Here is a 22,554-nt window from a genome sequence, read left to right as displayed (position 1 = left end):
TTTGCAGCATTAAATTAATGAGAATTATTTTCGTTGAAAGTAAATTCCAGCGTTATTTTAGTCCCATTTTCATTAGTAATAAGAAATTTTCCATCTATGTCAGCAGATAATCCATACATTAATTTTACGCCTAGCGAAGGATTATCATAAGGATCAAAATCAGCAGGAAGCCCTATACCGTTATCCTGAATGATTAAAATATAATTTTGATTATCACTTGTTTTAAGCGAAATACTAATTATGCCATTTTCATGGTTTGGAAACGCATATTTAATAGCATTTGTAATAGCTTCATTAAAAATAAGTCCAATTGGGATTGAATGCGATAAAGGCAGATTAAAACTATCAATTTCAACTATAAACCGTATTCTGTTTCTGATTTCGAATGAATCTTTTAAATATTCTGTTAATTCGAATATATAAGACGGCATATCAATTAGGGATAAATTCTCTGATTGATAGAGTTTCTGATGAATTAATGACATAGCCTGAATCCTGTTCTGACTGTTATTAATTGCCTGAACGGCTTCTTCATTTTTTAAGAATTCAGACTGGCTTGCAAGAAGTCCTACCACCATATGAAGATTATTTTTTACTCTATGATGGATTTCTTTCAGCAGCCATTCTTTTTCAACAACTAAATTCTGAAGTATTTTGTTTTTATGATAAATCTCGTTTTGCTTATCGTTTAATATTTTATTGTTGCGCTGTTTTGCTTTATAAGCGCTTAAAAGTAAACCTAAGATTATGAGCAACAACAATATACTGATAATCATGAGGTTTTTTAAAAAATTAGCCTGATGGAGTTTATTGTTCTGCAAAATTGATTTATTCTGAAGCTGTAATATATTTTTATTCTTTTTTTCTGTTTCATACAGAATGGTCATTTTGTTAATTTCTTTTGCTTTATGTTCGTCATAAAGGTTTTTGGTATATTCTACATATTGGCGGTAATGATTCATCGCAGAGGTACAATTTCCCCGTGCTGAATCTATGGCATATTTCCAAAAGCTTGCATTTGCATAAAACCTGTAATTCTGCAGATTTTTAGCCATACTGTCATATGAAGTGCAATATTTAGAAGCCTCGTCGTATCTTTTTTGTTTGAAAGATAGTTTCAACAGCATTAAACACGCCGTTAATTTCTCATCATAATCTTCAATGTTTTTAATTTTATACGTAATTATTTTTGCAAATGATTCGGCTTTAGCATATTGTTTTAAGCGGATATAAATTTCGATATACTGCGCTTCTAAATAAACGGATTGATTATCAAAAACCTTAGGGAATTTTAATTGCATGTTATTTAAAAACGATAAAGCTTCTTTCGTTTTATTTTGCTTTAAAAGAACATCACTATAATTGTGGGTAAGTTTTATAATGGCAGGAGTTTCATTATATTTTATAGCAAGGTTTAAAGATTGTAAAAAGTATTTCTGTGCATTTTTATAATCCTGAAATTCGAAATAGGTTAAACCAATTCTATTGTATACTGTGCACAAAAGAATATTTCTAATGCTTAGTTTTTCTCCTAATTTAGCCGCTTTTAATCCGTATGATATTGCGGTTTTATGATCACCAGCGTATAAGTAAGCCGAACCCATTAAATCATATAATTCGAAAAGGCGTCCGTAATCATTTTTGGGACATAAAACCAGTGCTTTTTTTAAGAAATATATGGCCTGGGGACCATTTCCTAATAATTGATAAATATCTCCCAATTGTCTAAAGCAGTCCCCTTCTCTTTTTTTATTGCCAGCTTTATGAAATGCCATCGCCGCATTTTGCAATAGCGGAATTCGCTCTTTATAAGGTGTGCCCGTTAGAAAGCTGGCCGACCAAAACATGACCCAGGATTCTCCTAACTGATCCTGCAAATTGAGTTCTTCAAATCCTTCGACCGCTTTTCTGGCGTAGATTTTTGCTTTTAAATACTCTTTTGAGCGCTGTAGTACAATTGCGAGCTGAAGACAGCTTTGGGCAATTCCTTGTTTATAATTAATAGTTTTGCTGACTGAAAGAGCTTTAAAAGCAAATGATAGCGATTTTCTTGCCGTAATTTGCGAATCGTCGTAGTGCGCTAAATACCAATCACTTAAATTAAGTATCGTACTCACTTTTTCAGAATCATTTTTCTGAAAATTTATGTTTTTTTCTACAGCCCCTATTTCTTTACTATTCTTAAAAGGAGGCAATGCAGCTGCCGCTCCAAATGTAAAACAGATAAAGAGACACAGCATTATTCTGTATGAGTTAGCGAACATCTTTTGAAAAATTAAACCTGACAATACGAAGGTATTGATAATTATGTACTCAAATTTAAAATATTACAAAATTGATTGCCGACGATATATCGTCGTTTTTTGATCGTAATTGCTTTTCAAAAAGATAAAAAAAATTTATTTTACAATGTTTGATTTTGATCAATACATCCAAAAAAATAACGCCATTGTTTTCCAATAGCGTTATTTGTCTTTGTTTATTCAAACTCTAAAAATGGCTGAGAAGTTTAAAATGGATTTAGCCCGCCATTCGCTTCGCACCTACTTTACTAAGCTGCTTAAATATAAATCCGGGTGCAAGTCTGCTAAATATATAAAGCAAACGTGCCGTTCCAAAAAACATTTCGAGTTTATCATTTTCAAGACGGTCTATTGCAGCATCTACAACCTTTTCCGGTTCCATGTAACCACTTTCACTAAAACCATCCAAATCAGTAAATTTATCGCCAAGAGGTGTTTTTGATGGTGGTGCCAAAAGTTCAAAAATTTTAATTTTACTGTGTTTTAATTGTACACGCAATGCTCTGGTGTAGGCATGTAATCCTGATTTAGACGCTCCGTAAATAGGTGAAATTGGAAAAGGAACTACTGCAAGCCCGGAGCTTACATTAAGTATCGCTGCTGATGGCTGCTTTTTAAGAAGTGGTAGAAATTGCTGTACCATACGAATGGGTCCCATCAGATTAATTTCTATTTCGCGTGTGATATCATTAAGATCAATCGAAGTATCATGCAAACTAATGACACGCATCTCGCCTGCATTGTTAACGAGCATATTCAATTTAGAAAAGCGGCTTGCTACTTCGTTGTATAATTCCCTGATGGCATTTGCATCGCTAACATCACTTTGAATGATATGAATTTCAGGATGTTTATTTTTCATCGCATCAAGCTTTGCCTGGTCTCTTCCTGTAATAATTACAGTATTACCCAAAGCAAGAAATTTTGTTGCAAATGCCAATCCAAAACCGCTTGTTCCGCCGGTTATCAATATGGTGTTATTTTTAAGATTCATTTTTGTTGGTTTATAATTTATACCAACAAAGGTAAACTCATGTTTATTTTACGGTTTACTGGATTCAATCCATTATTTATCAAATTCAATCATAATAAATATTTTAAAGATCTCTAATACAAGTAAATTGAAACCAAAATATTTAGCCGAAATCTATTCGTTTGATTGATAACAAAGGGCTTTTATGCATCATTTGTAGTACACAATGCTTCAAATGTATTACTATTGTTAGCACTGCAAAACTACATTTACAATCCTAAAATTCTACACATTTGATGCACGAAATTTTCTAATTCTGTTTATAAAATAAATTCGACAAAAGAGAATGTTATTAAACCAATCTAATATTCTGAGTGCGATTAGTTAATAATCAGGCTCAATTTTTTGCCAATATGATAAAATTTATACTTAAAAAGTATATTTCACCTTTAGTTTTATTAATATTGTTTTTATTACACTTAAAATAAAAGGAAATTTTCAGCGCAAATTGATAAATAATACTATTAAATGAAAAACATTAAATATTTTCTTGTATGCTATTTTCTGTTTATAAACTGCCTGTTTTCTCAGGACAAATTTGACAATTACCAATTTAGAAGCATACAGGAAACTACCTCAAAAAGAGCTATAACTTCTATTATTCAGGATAAAAATGGATTTATCTGGATCGGCACAAACGGCACGGGTTTATATCGTTATGATGGCGTTAATTATTTTGGATATGAATACAATAAAAAGCCCGGCTCACTAAACAGCAACTTTATTTATGTCACTTTTATTGATTCTGATAATAATTTATGGGTTGGTACAGATGACGGTTTGTGTTTGTACAACAGGGATTTAGATAATTTTACTAAAATTAATATTGAGGATGTTATTAGAATAGGTTATGATGAACCTATTACCGTAAAAACAATTATTCAGGATAATAATGGCAATTTAATTTTAGGCACTTACGGTTTTGGATTATTCAAACTCAATATAAGGACTTTAAAAACTACTTTGATTCCGTCAAAAGTGCTGGAAAAATTTAACTTTCTGGTAAAATCTTCGGTAAAAAATAAGCACGGAATTATTTATTTAGGAACGAGTTATGGTCTTTTAGAACTCGATTTAAACGGAAAACTCAAGCAGGTTTATAAGGACAAATTCAAAAGAGAACCTTTATTAGATGATATCGAAAATCTTGTTATCGATAAATTTGGATATATATGGCTGGGAACGACTGAAAATGGACTGATAAAAATTAAACCTGAAACAGATAATTACCAATTTGAAAATTATGCTATTACCAAAAACAAAATCCTGTCGATTCTGGAAAGCAGTCACGATTATATCATTTGCGGTACTGAAAATGACGGATTATTGGTTGTCAATTATAAAGGACAAGTACTCCAAAAGTATTTGCATAGTAAATACAATGATTTCAGTTTAAAATCTAATTCGGTTTGGTCCTTATTCGAAGATAAAGAAAGTAGGCTTTGGTTAGGCTATTTTAATAAAGGACTCGGTGTATTTGATAAACCCAATAACAAATTCAATTCACTTGAATCACAGGTAAATAATGATAATTCTTTACAAACCAGTTATGTAACTTCGGTTATAAAAGATAAAAAGGGCAATCTGTTAATTAGTAGTGAAGGCGGAGGTCTCGATATTTATAATCTTACTAATAAAAGTTACATTCACGTAAACAAAAACAATCAAAATTACTATTCGGGTTTGGATGCTGTTGATATTCAGACCATTTTTATAGACAGTAAACAAAATATATGGATTGGAAGCTGGGACCGTGGGATTTACTTTTTGAAAAATGGCACTACCCGATTCCTAAATTACAATACAGCAAATGCTTCGGGTTTAAAATCGAATCGGGTTTTTAGTTTTTCGGAAGATTCAAAAGGCCGAATCTGGATTGGGACTTTTATAAAAGGATTGCATTATTTTGATAATAAGAATAACACATTTGTTCATTGTGACTCGAAATCATTTACAGAAAATGCTTTAGACAACGCTTTTATTCGTAAAGTTTTTGTAGACTCTGATAATGTTTTATGGGTAGGAACCATCTTAGGCTTGTATCAGGTAAGTTTAAAAAACGACTCTGATTTTAAAGTGACCAATATGCGTGATGCCATGTTCAAGGACAAAACGAAGTACAACAGCATTCAGACTATTTTATCGATTTATGAGTCTAACGATAAAACGATATGGATAGGAACAGATGGCGAAGGATTGTTTAATTATAATAAAAAAGACAGGACATTTTCAAACTATAATAACTTTCCGGGTTTTAAAGAAAAATCGGTTCGCGCAATCATTTCTGACAACAACGGATCTTTATGGATCAGCGGCGGATCAGGATTAACAAAACTCGATTTTAAAAATAAAAAAAGTACCAATTTTACTAAAGATGACGGTCTTGTTGATAACGATTTCAACAATAATGCTGTTTTTAAGGACGGAAACGGAGAGTTGTATTTTGGCAGTTATGAAGGAGTAAATTATTTTAATCCTAACGAAATTAAAAAGACAGAAAAAGCCCCAAAATTATATTTCAGCGATTTCAAATTATTCAATAAATCCGTAAAACCAAATGAAGATGCCTCGCCGTTAACCAAAGTAATTTCCCAAACTAAAGAATTAATTCTCAATTATACACAATCTGTTTTTACGATTGAATATGTTGGGATTAACTATAATTATTCTAAAAAAAATCAATATGCCTATTATCTGGAAGGTTTTGAAAAAGACTGGAATTATGTAGGCAATAACAGAACGGCAACTTATACCAATCTGCCACCGGGTAATTATGTTTTTAAAGTAAAATCGGCAAATGCAGACGGTTCCTGGAGCAATACGCTATTAGAATTAAAAATAAAAATCCTTCCTCCGTGGTGGAAAACTTTTTGGGCTTATTTATTGTACGCATCTGTTCTAATTTTCCTGATTATATACCTCAACAAAATTTATCAAAATCGGTTTAAGGCTGCACAAGCCATAATTTTGGAAAAGGAAAAAAACATTCAGTCTGAAAAATTAAACAATAAGAAATTACAGTTTTTTACGAATATTTCGCATGAATTCAGAACGCCATTAACACTGATTATTAATCCTTTGGAAGATATTTTAAGAAGTAAAAATGTATCTCCTGAAATACATAATAAATTAAAAATAGTACACAAAAGTTCAGACAGGCTTTCGAGATTAATCAATGAGCTTATGGATTTTAATAAATTAGAATTCAACAAAATTTTTCTTCAGGCTAAAAAAATCGAAGTCGTTGCCTTTACACAAGGAATTATTGGTTATTTTGATGAAGAAGCTTCTGCCAGAAATATTACCATTAATTTTGAGTCGGAATTTGATGAGCTTGAAGACTGGCTGGATCCGAAAATGCTGGAAAAAATACTCTTTAATATTATTTCAAATGCCTTTAAATTTACGCCGGATAATGGTTCTATTACCATCTCTATAGCTAAATCTGATGCTGATAATTCGCTGGTAATCAATGGCGATAAAGTTTCTTCTTTCTCCATAACAATCACAGATACAGGTTCCGGAATTCACAAAAAAGACCTGAAAAGAATTTTTGACAGATTCTACCAAGTTAATAACGTCAATAAAGATTACTACGGAAGTACAGGAATTGGCTTAGAGGTTGTAAAAGAATTTGTTGAACTTCATAAAGGAAGAATTGATGTTGAAAGTCAGGTAGGACAAGGCACAAAATTTACGGTAAACTTTCCTTTGGGTAAATCTTTTTATAAAAAAAGTGAAGTGGTTGACGAGGTTTTTAAAATAGAAAAAAATAAAAATAAATTTCTGTCGGAATCCGTTAATGATCCGTCTGACGACGATGAGTTTACGAATGAAATTATCGAAAATGCTGTCGAAACTGCAAAACCATATACAATTTTGATTGTTGAGGATAATCCTGAACTAAGAAATTATCTCAAACATGAACTAAGCAAATTATATAAGGTTATTGTTGCTGAAAATGGTCAGAAAGGCTATGAAATTGCGGTTCAGAAATTGCCGGATTTAATCATTACTGATGTTATTATGCCAGTTATGGATGGGTTGCAATTGTGTAAAAACATCAAAAGAGATTTAAAAACAAGTCACATTCCGTTATTAATGCTTTCGGCAAAAGCAATGGTAAAAGACCGGTTAGAAGGTATAGATTCTGGCGCTGATATGTATTTGAGCAAACCATTTGAATTGGATATTTTAAAATCGAGCCTGGCACAGCTTATTACAAGCAGACAGATTATGTTTAAGAAATTTTATAGCGGAATCACAAAAGACGGGAAGGAAAAAACAACTTCTCTGGATAATGATTTCATTCAAAAAATCCTGTATTTTATTAATGAAAACATTAGTGAACCAGAATTGACTGTTGAACTTTTGTCTTCTAAAATTTTCCTGAGCAGAAGTCAGCTGTACCGAAAAATAAAAACATTAACAGGCGTTTCTGTTAATGAATTTATTAGAAATGTTCGATTAGAAAAAGCAAGACAGCTGATCGAAAAAGGAAATAATAATATTAATGAAATTAGCTATAAAGTAGGTTTTACTTCTCCTTCCTATTTTGCCAAATGTTATAAAATAAAATACGGTCATTTGCCTACGCAAGAAAAAAGAACAAAGGAATAATGCGTTAAAAAAATTCCATTAAAGGCAAATTTTAATTAAAAGAGCTTCAGTTTTAAAAAACCGAAGCTCTTTTTTGTCAGTCAATTTTTTCAAAAAAGGTTCTTATCGGTTTCCAAAAAAAATCAGATATAAAAAATATAAACACGATTTTTCTACACAAATACTATTTTTTCAGTGTTTTTTTTATTAATACTTCACAGATCGTTTTATTCGCTTAATTGTCTTTTTTAATGATAATTAGGTGTCAACTGTCTTTTTTGCATCATTTGTTGCACAATATGCTTCATCTATTCTACAATGGCGCGCCTCTAGATTTTACTTTCGTTAAGAAATATTTAAGAAAAAGTTTTCTTGTTATCGCGCCAATAATGAGCGTGTCAAAAGAACCTAATATTAAATGTTTTCGAAAAAAAACTAACTAATTTAAACGACCAAATTTTATGCAGAAAAAAACATTAAAAAAACTATTGTGTTTGATAGTATGTATGTGGGGAAATTTTTTCTTCGCTCAAACTGTTAAAGGAAAAGTAACATCAGGCGGAGCCGGATTACCCGGTGTTGGTGTAATCGTACAAGGAACAAAAAATGCAACAACCACTGATTTTGACGGCGGTTTTATTTTAAACAATGTAGACTCAAAGAGCACATTGATTTTTAGTTATATCGGTTATAAAAATGTGTCTTTGCCTGCAGACACAAAATCAGTAATGCAGGTGGTTATGGTAAATGACCTCGAAAAATTAAATGAAGTAGTCGTGATTGGTTACGGAACTTCAAAAAGGAAAGATATAAATGGTGCAGTTTCATCTATTAAAGCTTCTGAAATTCAGGATAAACCTTTTACTTCTATCGATCAGGCTCTTGTAGGTAAAGCTGCAGGTGTAAATGTGACTCAAAATTCAGGTACGCCCGGAGGAGGAATTTCGGTTCAAATTCGAGGAATTACTTCTATTAACGGAAATGAACCTTTGTATGTTATTGATGGAACTCCGGTTTTTGCGGATAAAAACAACGACTCTTTTTCATTTAGCGCTTTAGGCGGAGGAAACGGACAAACTAAAAACTCGGCTTTATCGGGATTGAATATTTCAGATATCGAAACCATTGATATTCTAAAAGATGCTTCATCAACAGCAATCTATGGAGCAAATGGCGCAAATGGCGTTGTTTTGATTACTACTAAAAAAGGAAAAAAAGGAAAATCAACTTTTGCCTATGAAACGTATATAGCGACTCAACAGGTAACAAATTCAGTTGATGTTTTAAACTTGCCTCAATATGCAGCTTATCAGGCTAAAATTTTCAAATTAAATGGTGAGCCTGTTCCGTATCAATATCAAAAACCTGATTTATTAGGAAACGGTACCAACTGGCAGGATGAACTTTTTAGAACTGCTACTATGTACAACCATCAAATATCATTTTCTGGCGAAAAAGACGGAACAAGATATTATACTTCTTTGAATTATTTTGATCAGGAAGGAATTGTTCTTAATTCAGATTTCAACAGAATGTCGATGCGATTAAATGTGGATTCAAATGTAAAATCATGGTTGAAAATTGGTAACAATATGTCTATCAGTAAATCCTCTCAACAAGTAGTCCGAAACGACGACAGAGGTGGTTTAGTAATGAATACCTTAAGACAATCTCCGGAATTACCGGTTAGATATGCTGATGGTTCTTTTGCAGGTCCTACAAGTGGTTTAGGTTCTTCGGCAAATGAGGCGACCAATCCAATTGCTTTATCAGAATATAATAATGCAAAAACAGATCGATATAAACTTAATGGAAATGTATTTGCTGATTTCACTCTTACTAAAGGTTTGGTTTTTAGATCGGAATTAGGATATGATTTAAATTTTGCAAAAAGCAGCTCTTTTGCTCCTGCCTATACTTTAGGAAATGTGTCTGAGCTTTTGAATAAATCATTCAAACAACAGGATCAAAGCTTTTATTGGAGTTTAAAAAATTATTTGACTTATAATAAAACCATTAACGAAAAACACAATTTTACCTTTTTGTTAGGTCAGGAAGCGCAGGAAAGCCAATACGAATATATAAGCGGTTACAGATCTGGTGATTTTTTAAGTAGAGATTTTACCAACTTAAATATAGGTGATATAGATACCGCAGTTAACGGAAATGGTTCTGGCAGATGGTCTATGACATCTTATATTTCGAGATTAAATTATAGTTTTTCTGATCGCTATTCTTTTTCGGCTTCTTTAAGAGCAGATGCTTCTTCAAACTTCGGACCTAATAATAAATGGGGTTATTTCCCTTCATTTGCTGCAGGTTGGACGGTTAGTAACGAAAAGTTTTTTGCGCCTTTATCAGAGACTGTGAATTATTTGAAATTTAGAGCTGGTTACGGTTCCGTAGGAAATCAAAATATTCCGGCAAACCGATACCAAACTATTCTGTCATTGACTGCATCTCCGTTTGGTGGCGTATCTCCAACAATTGATAATTTAGGAAATCCAAATATTAAATGGGAATCACTTAAATCTTTTAATGCTGGTTTTGAATTAGGAATGCTTAATAACAGAGTAAAATTAGACTTTGATTACTATATTAAAAATTCTTCTAATTTCCTGACCAAACAAATCAATGATGAGTCGAATCAAAGTGCACTTAATTATTATTTGAATACGGGTGAAATTGAAACTAAAGGAGTAGAACTTACCCTGAATACCAGAAACATCGTTACCGAAAATTTTACATGGGACAGTACCATTATTTTTTCAAAATATGATAATGAACTAACTAGTTTTCAAGGCGCAGGGAAATCTTTATTAGGAAAAGTACAATTTGATTTATATAACGTGACCAGAACTACAGAAGGTCAGCCAGTGGGACAATTCTACGGATATGTTACCGATGGATTATTTAAAAATGCAGCAGAATTAGCCGCAGGACCAATTCAGGAAACAGGAACAGGAATTGGAGATATTCGTTTTAAAGATCTTAATGGAGATGGGAAAATTGATGCTAAAGATCAAAAAGCCATAGGAAGCGCCATTCCTGATTTTACTTATTCCTTTACCAATAGTTTTAAGTACAAGAACATTAGTTTATCTGTTGTTTTAACCGGAAGTCAGGGTAATGAAATCTACAATTTTACCCGTCATTATACTGATGGAATTTATCCAGGATTTGGAGACCGTTTTGCAAACGTGAGTACAAGAGCAATCAATGCGTTTGAACCTGGAGTAAACGAAAACACAAATGAGCCAAGAATTAGCCTTAATGATCCTAATGGAAATGGAAGAATCTCGAACAGATTTGTGGAAGACGGTTCTTATTTAAGGATTCAGAATGTTTCTTTGAGCTATGATTTACCAAAGGAAATATTCGAAAAATCTATTATATCTAAAATTAGATTGTATGCCAATGTCCAAAACTTATATACCTGGACAAAATACTCTGGTTTTGATCCTGCTTTAGGAAATTTAGATCAAAACATAACGCTGAGCGGTATTGATTTGGGTAGATATCCAGTGCCAAGAATTATTTCTATGGGTTTAAATTTAGAATTCTAAAATTTACGATAAAACACAAATTAACTTAATGATTCATAGTCGTTAAACTAAAAATAATAGTCATGAAAAAACTTTTTAAACTTTTTATGATGGGAATGCTAATACCATTGCTGTCTTTGTTTTCCTGTTCTGATGATTTTTTGGATGCACCATCTGAAAATCAATTAACGCCGGGCGATTTACCGGAAGGAGTTACCGCTTTTGACGGAATTGCTGAGAGTTTATATTTTAAACCCTGGTTTACTTTTAATGATAAATTCCTGATTGCTGTGGGAGATATGTATGCCGGAAACGCTTTTACATTTGATGGTGCTTATGCCCAATTTAAAGATGCCCAGGTAACCTCACAAAACCCAATCCTGACAGAAGGATATGTTTCGTTGTTTTCGGTTATCGATCAATCTAATAATTTAATGAGTTTAGTCGAAGAAAGAAAGTCCGAATTGCCTGAAGCATCTTATAAAAATGCCATCGCAATTTCAAGATTCATGAGGGCCAATGCCTATTTTTATTTGGTAAGAACCTTTGGAGCTGTGCCTATTATTAACAAAGCAGGAACCGCAGCGCAGCCTAAAAGAAATCTTGTTGCAGATGTTTACAAATTCATCAAACAAGATTTAGAATATGCTATCGAAAATTTGCCTGAAACTTCAGTAAAAAAAGGATATGTTACCAAATTTGCCGCCATGGGTATTCTGGCAAAAGTACATTTAACGTTGAATGAATATCCACAAAGTGCCGCGTTGACCCAGAAAATTATCGGAAATCAATATACTTTAATTTCCGATTACGGAAACTTATTTAGCAGTCCCGAAAATAACAATAGTGCCGAAAGTATGTTTGCCCTGCAATGGAAAGCAGTTGCTACCGAATGGGGAACGCAAAATACAAATCAGGCGTATATCGTTCCAGGAGGTACCGGAATAACTGGCGGTGGAGACGGTTGGGGAGTTTACCTTCCTTCTATTTCATTGCAAAGCGGCTTTGAGCCAAATGATACCAGAAAAAAGAGCACCATCATGACAGATGGCGATTTTTATCCTGAGTTATTAAAAAATCAGGGCGGTTTCAGGTATAAAAAAATATACTCTTCTACGTCAGCTAATTTCAGAAAATATATTGTAGGATCTGCGGCCGAAAGAAATGATGTATTTTTTATGAGAACGTCACAAAACACGATTATATTAAGATATTCTGATGTTTTACTAATGAATTCTGAGGCGATTTTGGCAGGAGCCAATTCTACAACTTCCGGAGCAGCTTTGAGTTCTTTTAATGAAGTTAGAGCCAGAGCCGGATTACCTGCCAAAACAGTGCTGACAAGAAATGATTTATTTAACGAAAGAAGAGTTGAATTTGCACTTGAAGGACAATATTTCTTCGATTTAAAACGCCGTGGTCTCTCTGAAGCAACAGCTATTATTTCACAACAGGAAGTAGGTTTTTATTCTGATGATGCCAGAACCGAGTTGATATCTGTAAAAATAACTCCGGGAAGCAATTATTTTGAATTGCCATTACCGCAATCAGCTATTGATACAAATCCCTCATTATTAGAGCCTCCGGTTCCTTTTAACTTTAATTAATTTTTACTATGATTAAGAAAATAACATATAGCATTATAATTCTTTTGGCATTGGTTTCTTTTACGGCTTGCCAAAATGATGATGCAACTAGTGCAAATATAGATGCCATGGTTGCTGAACCCGGAGATTTATTGAATCAGGCTTTTCCATTAAATAAAGTCAGAGTTGAAGGTGAAAATTTAAAAGGATTAAAAAAAATTACGCTGGATAATAAAATTAATATCACTTTCAATCCAAACTATAATTCAGATAAAGCGTTTATTTTTACTATCCCTTTTGATGAAAAACTAGGAAGCAGATTTGGTGTACAGCCTATTACATTTGTAACCGGAACGGGATCAGTGACTAAAAACATTGAGATTTTACAGCCTGTTCCTACGATCACAAAAACAATTCCGGCTGTAGCAACTCCGGGATTTCCGTTAGAAATTGAAGGTACCTGGTTTTATAATATTTCTTCGATCACTTTAGGAGGAAAAGCACTGAGTTATACGCTAAAATCATCTTCTTCGATTATCATCGGTTTACCTTCAAATGCAGTTTCAGGATCAGAGCTGGTAGTTACTACACCGGGAGGTTCTGCTAAAAAAACAATCAATTTTGCGACCGTAATTCTTGTATCTGATTTTGACGGAAACGGTTCCAGAACAGAGTGGTCTGCATATGGTGATATCGATAGTTTTAACGCTAATACCGCAGGTGGTGCAACAGGCAATTATGCATCATTAGCATGGGCGGGTTCTACAGCCAACGGTTATAACGGAAGCAGCGCCGGAGGTGGAGCCAGTTTCCTAAGTGCTTCTAATAATGATGCTTCAAAAACATACATTGATATGGATGTAAGCGCGAATGTTGTGGGTGCTCAATTTGCGATTCAATTAAACACTATTGATGGTGTAAACTATGGTTATAATTTTAAAGTAACTGATGTAAACTGGACTACAAAAACGATTTTATTAAGTGATTTTAAAGATAATTACGGTTTTGGTTCGAATACAGCTGCAACATTAGATCCTTCTAAAATCAATGAAATCAAAGTCGGAATTGCTCAGGGAGATACACCAAATCCTAGTGTAATAAAATTCGATAATATTAAAATTCGCTACCAATAATTAATGGTTTGCATTTTAATTTTTAAACTTAAAAAAAGAGGTTGTGGTCAAAAACAGCCTCTTTTATATCTAAAAAACAGAAACTATAAATAAGGGTATTCAGAATCACAAAAAGGATATTCTATAATAAAAACACAGTATGAAAATTAAATTTTTATTAATGCTGACTGGCCTTTTCTTCTTTTTGAATTCTTGTTCAAAAGATGATAACGCAGATACTGTCACTTTAGAAACACCAATTGCAAATGCGCCAAAAGATGTGAACGATGCAGGTTTTAGAGCAAAATGGAATTATGCTTCCCATTCAAAAAGTTATCTTTTGGATGTTTCAACAACTGAAAATTTTACCACTTTTGTTCCCAATTACAATGCAAAAGAAGTTACTGATTTAAACGAAGTTGTCGTAGGTTTAACCGGAGGTACACAATATTATTACAGAGTTAGAGCAAAAAATGAAACAGAAACTTCAGGTTACTCCAATGTGATTAGTGTTGTAACCACAGGTTCGAGCAATATTCCGGAAGATCCTACATTCTTAAAAGTAAAAGCTAATAAACTCGCTAATCCATTTTTTATAGGTATGGCTATAAAAGCTTCGCAATTAACCACGGGAAGTCCTTATGATGTTATTTTGAAAAATGAATTCAGCAGTATTTCTGCCGAATACGAAATGAAAATGGATCAAATTTCTACGGCAAGCGGTGTTTACAACTGGGCTGTGGCCGATAAAATTGTTGCTTACGGAAATTCAAATGGAATTAATGTTCACGGTCATGCTTTGGTTTGGCATAATTCGGTACCACAATGGTTAAAGGATTTTTCTGGTACTGATGCCGAATTTAAAGCAGAAGTAAAAAAATACATTACAGATGTTGTTACCCATTATGCAGGAAAAGTAAAATCCTGGGATGTGGTGAATGAAGCAGTAGATGACAATGGCGGCGCTATGAGAAATACTATTTTTCTGCAACGCATGGGAGCCAATTATGTAAAAGATTGTTTTCAATGGGCAAAAGATGCCGCAGTCGCAGCTGGTGACAACTCTCTATTGTTGTTTTATAATGATTATGCAACCTCAACTAATACTCCAAAACAAGATAAAGTTTTTAGCATTGTAGATGATTTAAAAGCAAGTAATCTTATTAATGGTATTGGTTTTCAGATGCACAACACGTATCTAACTCCAACCAAAGCTCAAATAGAAACTGATCTTAACAAAGCGGTAGCAAAAGGGCTGAAAATTCATGTTTCGGAATTGGATATACAAGTAAATCAAGCTAATGACATCTCTACTTTTACAAATGAAAGAAGACTGGCTCAAAAAGAAAAATACAAAGAGATTGTAAAACTCTATAATGCGCTTCCGGCAGCAAATAAATATGCCTTAACTATTTGGGGAATGAAGGATAATGAATCCTGGATTCCGTTTAGTACAGAACTTAACCACCCTGGAAATGACTGGCCTTTATTGTATGATTCAAATTTTGCAATTAAAAGTGCTCATACCGGATTTCTGGAAGGCTTAGATTAAATTTTTTAAAACTATAATACTTTACTTCAACTATTAATTAACCAAAAAAAATTAAATTATGAAAAAATTAAATTTGTTAGCATTAACAGTGACATGTGTATTAGGTTTAGGATTTGCATCCTGCGCAGATGATGCAAGTCCAATAGCAAAAGACCAATCAGCAAGTGCCAGTACAAAAGCCAGTACCAGCAAAGTAGCCGGCGCGCCCTGGGTCAAACAATTTGAAGATACATTTGATGTAGGCTCCAATCTGTCACAATGGACGAAAGAACAACGAGCGGATTATAATTCGTGGTATTGTGATTATGCCAGCTCAGTACCAACTACGCAATGGAGAGACGGAAAACAATGTCTGGAAATCAAGACTACAAAATTGAGCACGTACAAGTATCAATCGGGGTTCATTTCTTCTAATTATCAATATAAGCCCGAAAATAATACAGAGTATATGCTTTCTGCAAATATTAAACTAGTAGCGATGGATGGCGGAACCTACAAGTCTTTTACACAAACTTACGGTGCCTGGCCTGCTTTCTGGTCTGTGCAACAAAATGCGTGGCCAACCAAGGGTGAAATTGATATCATGGAAGGATATTCTTTTGCACCAAATGCAAGCCGTTATACTTCAAATCTTTTTTATGGAACTTCTACCGGAGCAAACCAATTAGGAAATTCCGGAGAAAGAAACTATCCGGCTAATTTTGATATTAACGGAAATGGAGGATGGCATTTATACGAGTCTTTTTGGAAAATGAAGAACAATGTCGTAACAGTTACTATAATGGTAGATAATGTAACAGTTTCAACATATACAAATAGTAGTGTTGGCAATCTTAACTTAAATAATTTCGGGCCACACTCAATTATATTTAATCTGAATGTGGGATCAAAAGATTCTAATTTTATTGACCCTAATAAAATCAACTTGTTTTCGACTGTTATGATGTGGGTAGATGATGTAACAGTCTATAAAAGACCAATCTAATTTACATTAGGATTAGGTTCGAAACCTATTTTCCTGCTAAAAGCCCTAATGAAAATTAGGGCTTTTTTTATGGTTAAATTTTATAATTTTATTTTATACTGGAGCATATTCTGTTTTAAAAGGAATTAGTGAAAAAACATTTCTTCAGGAGCTAATATATTTGTATTACTCTCTACATAGGCCAAATGACACTTATAACCTTTATTTACGGGTATCTCTTTTATATAAAAATCGAAATCTCCTATTTTAGATTTATTGTTTAAAATTTCAAAATCTTTCAATGGAATTGAAAGTCCTACTCCGTGAACTTTCGTGACAGCTTCTTTTTGTGTCCAATAATTATAAAAAGCTTCTTTTTCATTTTTTGATTTTGAAATTACATCCCATTCACTATTTGTCATATGGTCTTTAAAATCTATAATATTTATAAATTTTATTTCTTCGATATCTATACCAATCTCTGTATGTTGAGAGATAGCACAAATAGCAATATTACCGGAATGAGAAATATTAAATTTAATATTTTCATTCTTAAAATATGGCTTGTTAAAAAGATTATAGGAAATTTCAATGTTATCATCATTTCTGTTGAAATTCTTTTTTAAGCTATGATTTAATAATAGTCTGCCTAATAAAGATAACTGAGCATCTTCCCATCTTTTATATCGTAAAATTTTTTGCTGAAATTCAATTGGAAATTTTTTTAAATAATTTTCCAGTAATTTATCATGATTTGCTTCATTTATAAAAGTATAATTAATATAAATCATTTATGCTGTTTAATATTATAACGTTAAATCTCAAAGCGTATTTTTAGGTACTAAGTCAATATTTTTTTGAAATTCCCGAATGAAATAACTAGCCATACGTTCTACATTTTTATGAATAAAAAAATGATTCCCTTTTAGTTCAAATATCTCAACATATCCAGTTGTTTCATCTCTCCATCCAGAAAATTTCTCACTTGATGATTTTACTTCTTCATCTCCATAGAAAACATCAATTGGTATTTGCAATTTTGTTTTCCTGATATGTCTATACTCTTCAACGTTCTGAAAATCTGATCTCAAAATTGGTTCGAAAAAAGTAATAAATGATTCTTCTTTTAAAATTTCATTTGGTACGCCTCCAAATTCATTAACTTTTTTCCAAAATTTATCACTTTCCAGATCATGTATGTTTTCCCTTTTATATTTTGACGGAGCCGGTGAACCTGAGACAACTAATTTATAGGGCATTTTAATATTTTGACTGGCCAACTTTTCAGCAATTAAATACCCTACAAGGCCGCCCATACTATGTCCGTATATAATATATGGTTCTTCTGTTATTTCATTTAAAATTCTTTTGTACGCATCATTCACTATTTCATCAATAGTATTTAATAATGGCTCTATCATTCGCTGTCCCCTGCCTGGGTATTCTAAAACTGTTAAGGTCATACTATTTGATTTTAAATAAGGCTTTAAAAAATCAAATGAATATTTGTTACCTCCCGCGAAAGGAAATGCTATCAATTTCATATTTTTTTACTATTGTAATTTGGTTTAATTTTAAGGTATTGTAGTTTAAAATTAAACCCGTTAATTCTTGAAATCAAGAATTAAACGGGTTTAATTTTTTTTATCTAATTATAATAAAAATGACTGCTGGATTACATTCAAATTATTTGAGATAGTAAAACATTATTTCTAAACTTATAATGTTTGTTCTTTCTTATTTTTTATTTTTTTTATTATTTTTTCACCAACAATGTAAAGACCTACTAATATTAAAAAAGGAATTAAGTATGATTTAGGTTCATTATTTCCATTTACTACAGAGAAAACGCGATTCCATCTTACTTTATTCAGCCCTTTGCCATCCTTATCCCAGCTAAACCAAATAAATACAGGTTTTCCTACTACGTGATCAAACGGTACGTAACCCCAAAATCGTGCATCTAGAGAATTTTGGCGATTATCTCCCATCATCCAATAATAATCCTGTTTAAAAGTATAAGTTGTACTGACTTTTCCATTGATTATGATTTCTTTACCATTAATTTTTAAGGTATTTTTTTCATATTCCTGAATAATTCTTTTATAGAGAGGAAGTGTCTTTATATCTAAATTAATAGTTGCGCCTTTTTTAGGGATATAAATGGGACCAAAATTATCTATGTTCCAGCCTAGAGAACGAACATGTGGAAATACTTCTCCATCTTGATCTCCCTTTGGTGATAAATATTTTTTAACACTTTTTACCACTGGATTATTTGCTAATAAGGCGGCTTCTTTGTCTGTTAATGTCAAAAAATATTCTCCTTTATTTGTAAGTGCAAAATCTCCATTATCATATCTCATACCTTCTCTGGCACCATATCTGTGCACAAGAGCATCCTGACTAATAGCTTGCCCTTTTGTATCTATAATAAAATTGTATTGAGGTTTTGCACTTTCTGGCATTTTACTTAATTTTCCATTAATGTAAATGTCTCCATCTTTAATTTCAAGAGAATCACCAGGTATGCCCACACATCTTTTTACTAAATTCGTTTTTTTGTCAATAGGTTTGTAATAATTTCTATCCGGATTAAAATTATCCATATCACGCAACGTATCTGCCGGCTGATTGAATACTACAATTTCATTACGTTCAATCTTTTCTATTGAAGGAAATCTAAAATAGGGTAATTGAAACTTGTTTAATATTGATGTTTCTTTTTTTGTAACATCATCACTAAATAAGTAAGATTTTGTTCCTAACCCAGGAATAGAATCATGAACCATTGGCAATGCAATTGTCGTCATAGGAGTTCTGGCCCCAAAATTAACTTTACTTACAAATAAATAATCTCCAACTAACAATGTCTTCTCTAATGATGAAGACGGAATCATAAATGGCTGTATGATATAAGTATGAACCAATGTTGCTACAATAATAGCAAATAAAAAAGAACTTATAGTGTCTCCTGCTTTTGTTTTAGACTTTAAATCCCTGTTCTCTATATATATTAATTTCTCAGAGGTATAATTTAAAAAAGTTATATAAAATCCTAATGTTATTAAAACTAGTATAGTATCAAGTGTTGTGTTTTTTCCAAAACTTCTAATCGTTTCTACCCAAATTACAGGAATCATTATAAGATTGATAATAGGAACAAAAAGTAAAATGACCCACCATCTTGGTCTATTAATAATTTTCATTAAAATTACTAAGTTATAAATAGGGATAAATGACTCTACAGACTTTCTTCCTGCTTTTACATAAAGCTTCCAAGTTGATAATCCATGAATAATTTGCATGATTAAGATAAAAACGAGCCATTCTGATAAATTCATATTTTTGTGTTTATTAGTTATTTTTTTTGAAATTAAGTGCTATTAAGGTTTTTTAAATCTAAGTTTGCATAACAAACGCCTCTATTTTATATATGTAGCTTTTTATTGATAATGTTACATAAATCTTCAAATAAAAGTACTATTAATATCGCACTAATTTTAATCTTTCTGTTATTGTTTCCCAAAATAACGACAAAAATTTCATTTTGAATTCAAAAAAGAAAAGATAAATAAATCTATTTTGTTAAAATAGTTTTTTAGGATTAAGAATATTTTTAGGATCAAAAGTATTTTTTATTCGTTTAAAAATATCTAATTGAATATCATTAAATTGTAATGGCATCCATTTTTTTTGAAGATACCCTATTCCATGCTCTCCACTTATTGTTCCTCCTTTAGAAATAGCGTAAGTATAAATTTCTTTGACAATTTCACAATTGTCTGGGATATTGTCTTTTTCATCATATAGTACCATTGCATGTATGTTTCCGTCCAGGACATGTCCAAACCTAATTATGGCTTGCTTATTTTTAATTGCTATTTCTTCCAGCTTATTCAAATAATCATATAACGCAGATAAGGGAACTGTAATATCAATATCTCTATACTTTCTATTATTGGATGTTAAAATAGTTCCCAGACCAGTTCTAAATTTCCACAGTCGTTTTTTTTCACTCTCACTTTGAGCAATTAATACCTCATCTATTATAAAAGGGATCGCTAATTTATACAAGGCTTCTGTCTTTACTATTATATCGTCTTTATTATTGCCTTCTAATTGTATTAATAGATGCTCATTGACATTTTTATCTTTAAAAAAACGCTCATCATAAAAATCTTCGCATAATTTTAATGCTTCTTTACTAATAAGTTCGACACCGGATGGTATAATTTCTGAGTTATTGATTTCAAGTAATAAGTTACAGAGGTCTTTTAAGGTTTCAAATCCAAAAAGCAAATTGACTTCCTCCTTGCTCTTTTTTATGAGTCGATAAACTACTTTGGTAATAATTCCTAAAGTTCCTTCACTTCCTACAAACATTCGTGTTATATTATAACCCGAAACATCTTTTTTTAAATTACTGCCTGTCCAAATAATTTCACCTGTTGGCAACACCACTTCTAAATTGAGTACATAATCACTCGTAACACCATATTTGCAAGTATTAATACTTCCTGCATTTTCTGCAACGTTGCCACCTATAAAAGACATTTTGGAACTTGAAGGCTGGATAGGAAAATATAAACCTTCTAACTCTACTCTGTCAAAAAAATCTTTACTAACGACACCTGTTTCTACAATCGCATATTTATCAGCTACATTAATTTCGACAATATTAGTAAGCCTTTCTAAAGAAATTACGACACCTCCTAAAACAGGTAATGCTCCTCCCGTTACTCCGCTTCCACCACCTCTGGGAGTTACGGGTATATTATACAAATTACATAGTTTTAAAATTTCTGATATTTCTATTGGATTTTTAGGGAGCAATAGAATACTAAATTCAAAAACCAAATCCATTGTTTCATCTTTAGAATATTTTTCTTTATCAAAATGACTTTGTTTTACAAAAGGCTGACCACAAATTTCGATAAACTCACTTATTATGAAATCAGGAATTTTATTATTCAATGAATAATTATACATGCTATAAATTAATTTTATGATTAAAGATAATTGGTCGTTTCATAGTTTTTTTTTTTTAAAAGAACGCGAAATTTAATTATCTAAATATTTTGAAATAATACTATTTTTCTCCTGGAAAGAAAAGATACATCACTAAAAACATAGGAATATGGTATGCTAAAAACATGAAATAAATAAAAATATATTGTTTATATTTTAACTTATTTTTTATTGCATAAAAAAGTAATGCAAAAATGATTAATTCTGTAACTATTAGAATAATTGTTTCTATAAATACAAATGAGACTTCTAAAAAATTAACTCCAAAACGTCTAAAAATTGGATTAATAAATATCAAACCGGTTGCAATCATGTAACTGGCGTGCAACATAATATCTTTTTTATTAATAATTGCCAGTACATAAAAAGTGGTAAAAAATATAGTATGCATGATTTGAAAATAGAAAAAACGCACGCCATACCAAATATACAGATCTTTAACTTCGCCTAGAGGAATTAGATAAAAGAACCCTTTTTCTCTTAAATCTGAAATGTTGTATTGATTGTAAATCAAAGCAAGAAAAGAAAATATAATCAATGGCGATAAAACATAAGTCATTTTTCCTAAAAGTCGATGCGTTTTATATTTTTTATGTCGAATCAACATGGGCTGAACCACAAGTAGAACTACCCAAAGAAATGTAACAGCAGCATGAAAATGTATAATGGTTGCATCATTAACAAACGCAATAAAATTTGGGAATATACTGAAATAGCTTTTAAAAAATGCAAATGGAACACATGCTAATAATATAATGAAAAGGAAACCTGTGTATTTGAAATAATCTACTTTTACTTTTTGAGACATGATAATAAAAAAATTTAAAAT

13 protein-coding genes are annotated in these 22,554 nt (G+C 31.9%); 6 read left to right on the top strand and 7 right to left on the bottom strand.

Annotated elements, in window-relative coordinates:
• Positions 1-14: 14 nt before the first annotated feature.
• Both ACZ0AH_RS08840 and ACZ0AH_RS08835 read right to left on the bottom strand, forming a co-directional pair.
• A complete protein-coding gene (locus ACZ0AH_RS08840) occupies positions 15-2,264 on the bottom strand; it encodes a tetratricopeptide repeat-containing sensor histidine kinase (protein ID WP_463475431.1) in 2,250 nt (749 codons plus the stop codon).
• A gap of 256 nt (positions 2,265-2,520) precedes the next feature.
• Positions 2,521-3,297 carry an SDR family oxidoreductase gene (locus ACZ0AH_RS08835; protein ID WP_463475430.1) on the bottom strand — a complete coding sequence of 259 codons (777 nt, stop codon included), beginning with the start codon at positions 3,295-3,297 and terminating at the stop codon, positions 2,521-2,523.
• Positions 3,298-3,804: 507 nt separating this feature from the next.
• Here ACZ0AH_RS08835 and ACZ0AH_RS08830 point away from each other — a divergent pair.
• The 6 genes from ACZ0AH_RS08830 to ACZ0AH_RS08805 all read left to right on the top strand — a co-directional run bounded on the left by ACZ0AH_RS08830 (position 3,805) and on the right by ACZ0AH_RS08805 (position 16,715).
• Positions 3,805-7,956 (top strand): hybrid sensor histidine kinase/response regulator, encoded by a 4,152-nt coding sequence (locus ACZ0AH_RS08830; RefSeq protein ID WP_463475429.1) that lies wholly within the window; start codon positions 3,805-3,807, stop codon positions 7,954-7,956.
• A 440-nt stretch (positions 7,957-8,396) separates the two neighbouring features.
• Positions 8,397-11,501, top strand: a complete 3,105-nt coding sequence (locus ACZ0AH_RS08825) for a SusC/RagA family TonB-linked outer membrane protein (RefSeq protein ID WP_463475428.1) — start codon at positions 8,397-8,399, stop codon at positions 11,499-11,501.
• 62 nt (positions 11,502-11,563) lie between these two features.
• Entirely contained in the window at positions 11,564-13,087 is a 1,524-nt protein-coding gene (locus tag ACZ0AH_RS08820) for a RagB/SusD family nutrient uptake outer membrane protein (RefSeq protein WP_463475427.1), read from the top strand.
• A gap of 8 nt (positions 13,088-13,095) precedes the next feature.
• Positions 13,096-14,199: a hypothetical protein gene (locus tag ACZ0AH_RS08815; RefSeq protein WP_463475426.1), complete on the top strand. Its 1,104-nt coding sequence runs from the start codon at positions 13,096-13,098 to the stop codon at positions 14,197-14,199.
• A 139-nt stretch (positions 14,200-14,338) separates the two neighbouring features.
• A complete protein-coding gene (locus ACZ0AH_RS08810; RefSeq protein ID WP_463475425.1) occupies positions 14,339-15,730 on the top strand; it encodes an endo-1,4-beta-xylanase in 1,392 nt (463 codons plus the stop codon).
• A 58-nt stretch (positions 15,731-15,788) separates the two neighbouring features.
• Positions 15,789-16,715, top strand: coding sequence for a glycoside hydrolase family 16 protein (locus ACZ0AH_RS08805; protein WP_463475424.1), 927 nt, complete (start codon positions 15,789-15,791; stop codon positions 16,713-16,715).
• 125 nt (positions 16,716-16,840) lie between these two features.
• Here ACZ0AH_RS08805 and ACZ0AH_RS08800 read toward each other — a convergent pair whose 3' ends face one another.
• From ACZ0AH_RS08800 to ACZ0AH_RS08780, 5 genes are all read right to left on the bottom strand, one after another.
• Positions 16,841-17,485, bottom strand: coding sequence for a 4'-phosphopantetheinyl transferase family protein (locus ACZ0AH_RS08800; protein ID WP_463475423.1), 645 nt, complete (start codon positions 17,483-17,485; stop codon positions 16,841-16,843).
• A 30-nt stretch (positions 17,486-17,515) separates the two neighbouring features.
• The gene (locus ACZ0AH_RS08795) at positions 17,516-18,238 is read right to left on the bottom strand and encodes a thioesterase II family protein (protein WP_463475422.1); all 723 of its coding nucleotides are present in this window, start codon (positions 18,236-18,238) and stop codon (positions 17,516-17,518) included.
• Between the two features lie 174 nt (positions 18,239-18,412).
• Complete coding sequence (lepB, locus tag ACZ0AH_RS08790; protein WP_463475421.1) at positions 18,413-20,038, bottom strand: signal peptidase I; 1,626 nt, start codon at positions 20,036-20,038, stop codon at positions 18,413-18,415.
• A gap of 244 nt (positions 20,039-20,282) precedes the next feature.
• On the bottom strand, positions 20,283-21,686 hold the full coding sequence (locus ACZ0AH_RS08785; protein ID WP_463475420.1) for an FAD-binding oxidoreductase: 1,404 nt from the start codon (positions 21,684-21,686) through the stop codon (positions 20,283-20,285).
• 100 nt (positions 21,687-21,786) lie between these two features.
• On the bottom strand, positions 21,787-22,533 hold the full coding sequence (locus ACZ0AH_RS08780) for a hypothetical protein (RefSeq protein ID WP_463475419.1): 747 nt from the start codon (positions 22,531-22,533) through the stop codon (positions 21,787-21,789).
• Positions 22,534-22,554: the final 21 nt, after the last annotated feature.

Source organism: Flavobacterium sp. AC105, assembly GCF_979258495.1.
This window is presented reverse-complemented; position numbering and strand designations above follow the sequence as displayed.

Coding starts and splice junctions, on each gene's coding strand:
- ACZ0AH_RS08840 (WP_463475431.1), bottom strand. CDS start 2,264: ATGTTCGCTAACTCATACAGAATAATGCTGTGTCTCTTTATCTGTTTT.
- ACZ0AH_RS08835 (WP_463475430.1), bottom strand. CDS start 3,297: ATGAATCTTAAAAATAACACCATATTGATAACCGGCGGAACAAGCGGT.
- ACZ0AH_RS08830 (WP_463475429.1), top strand. CDS start 3,805: ATGAAAAACATTAAATATTTTCTTGTATGCTATTTTCTGTTTATAAAC.
- ACZ0AH_RS08825 (WP_463475428.1), top strand. CDS start 8,397: ATGCAGAAAAAAACATTAAAAAAACTATTGTGTTTGATAGTATGTATG.
- ACZ0AH_RS08820 (WP_463475427.1), top strand. CDS start 11,564: ATGAAAAAACTTTTTAAACTTTTTATGATGGGAATGCTAATACCATTG.
- ACZ0AH_RS08815 (WP_463475426.1), top strand. CDS start 13,096: ATGATTAAGAAAATAACATATAGCATTATAATTCTTTTGGCATTGGTT.
- ACZ0AH_RS08810 (WP_463475425.1), top strand. CDS start 14,339: ATGAAAATTAAATTTTTATTAATGCTGACTGGCCTTTTCTTCTTTTTG.
- ACZ0AH_RS08805 (WP_463475424.1), top strand. CDS start 15,789: ATGAAAAAATTAAATTTGTTAGCATTAACAGTGACATGTGTATTAGGT.
- ACZ0AH_RS08800 (WP_463475423.1), bottom strand. CDS start 17,485: ATGATTTATATTAATTATACTTTTATAAATGAAGCAAATCATGATAAA.
- ACZ0AH_RS08795 (WP_463475422.1), bottom strand. CDS start 18,238: ATGAAATTGATAGCATTTCCTTTCGCGGGAGGTAACAAATATTCATTT.
- lepB (WP_463475421.1), bottom strand. CDS start 20,038: ATGAATTTATCAGAATGGCTCGTTTTTATCTTAATCATGCAAATTATT.
- ACZ0AH_RS08785 (WP_463475420.1), bottom strand. CDS start 21,686: ATGTATAATTATTCATTGAATAATAAAATTCCTGATTTCATAATAAGT.
- ACZ0AH_RS08780 (WP_463475419.1), bottom strand. CDS start 22,533: ATGTCTCAAAAAGTAAAAGTAGATTATTTCAAATACACAGGTTTCCTT.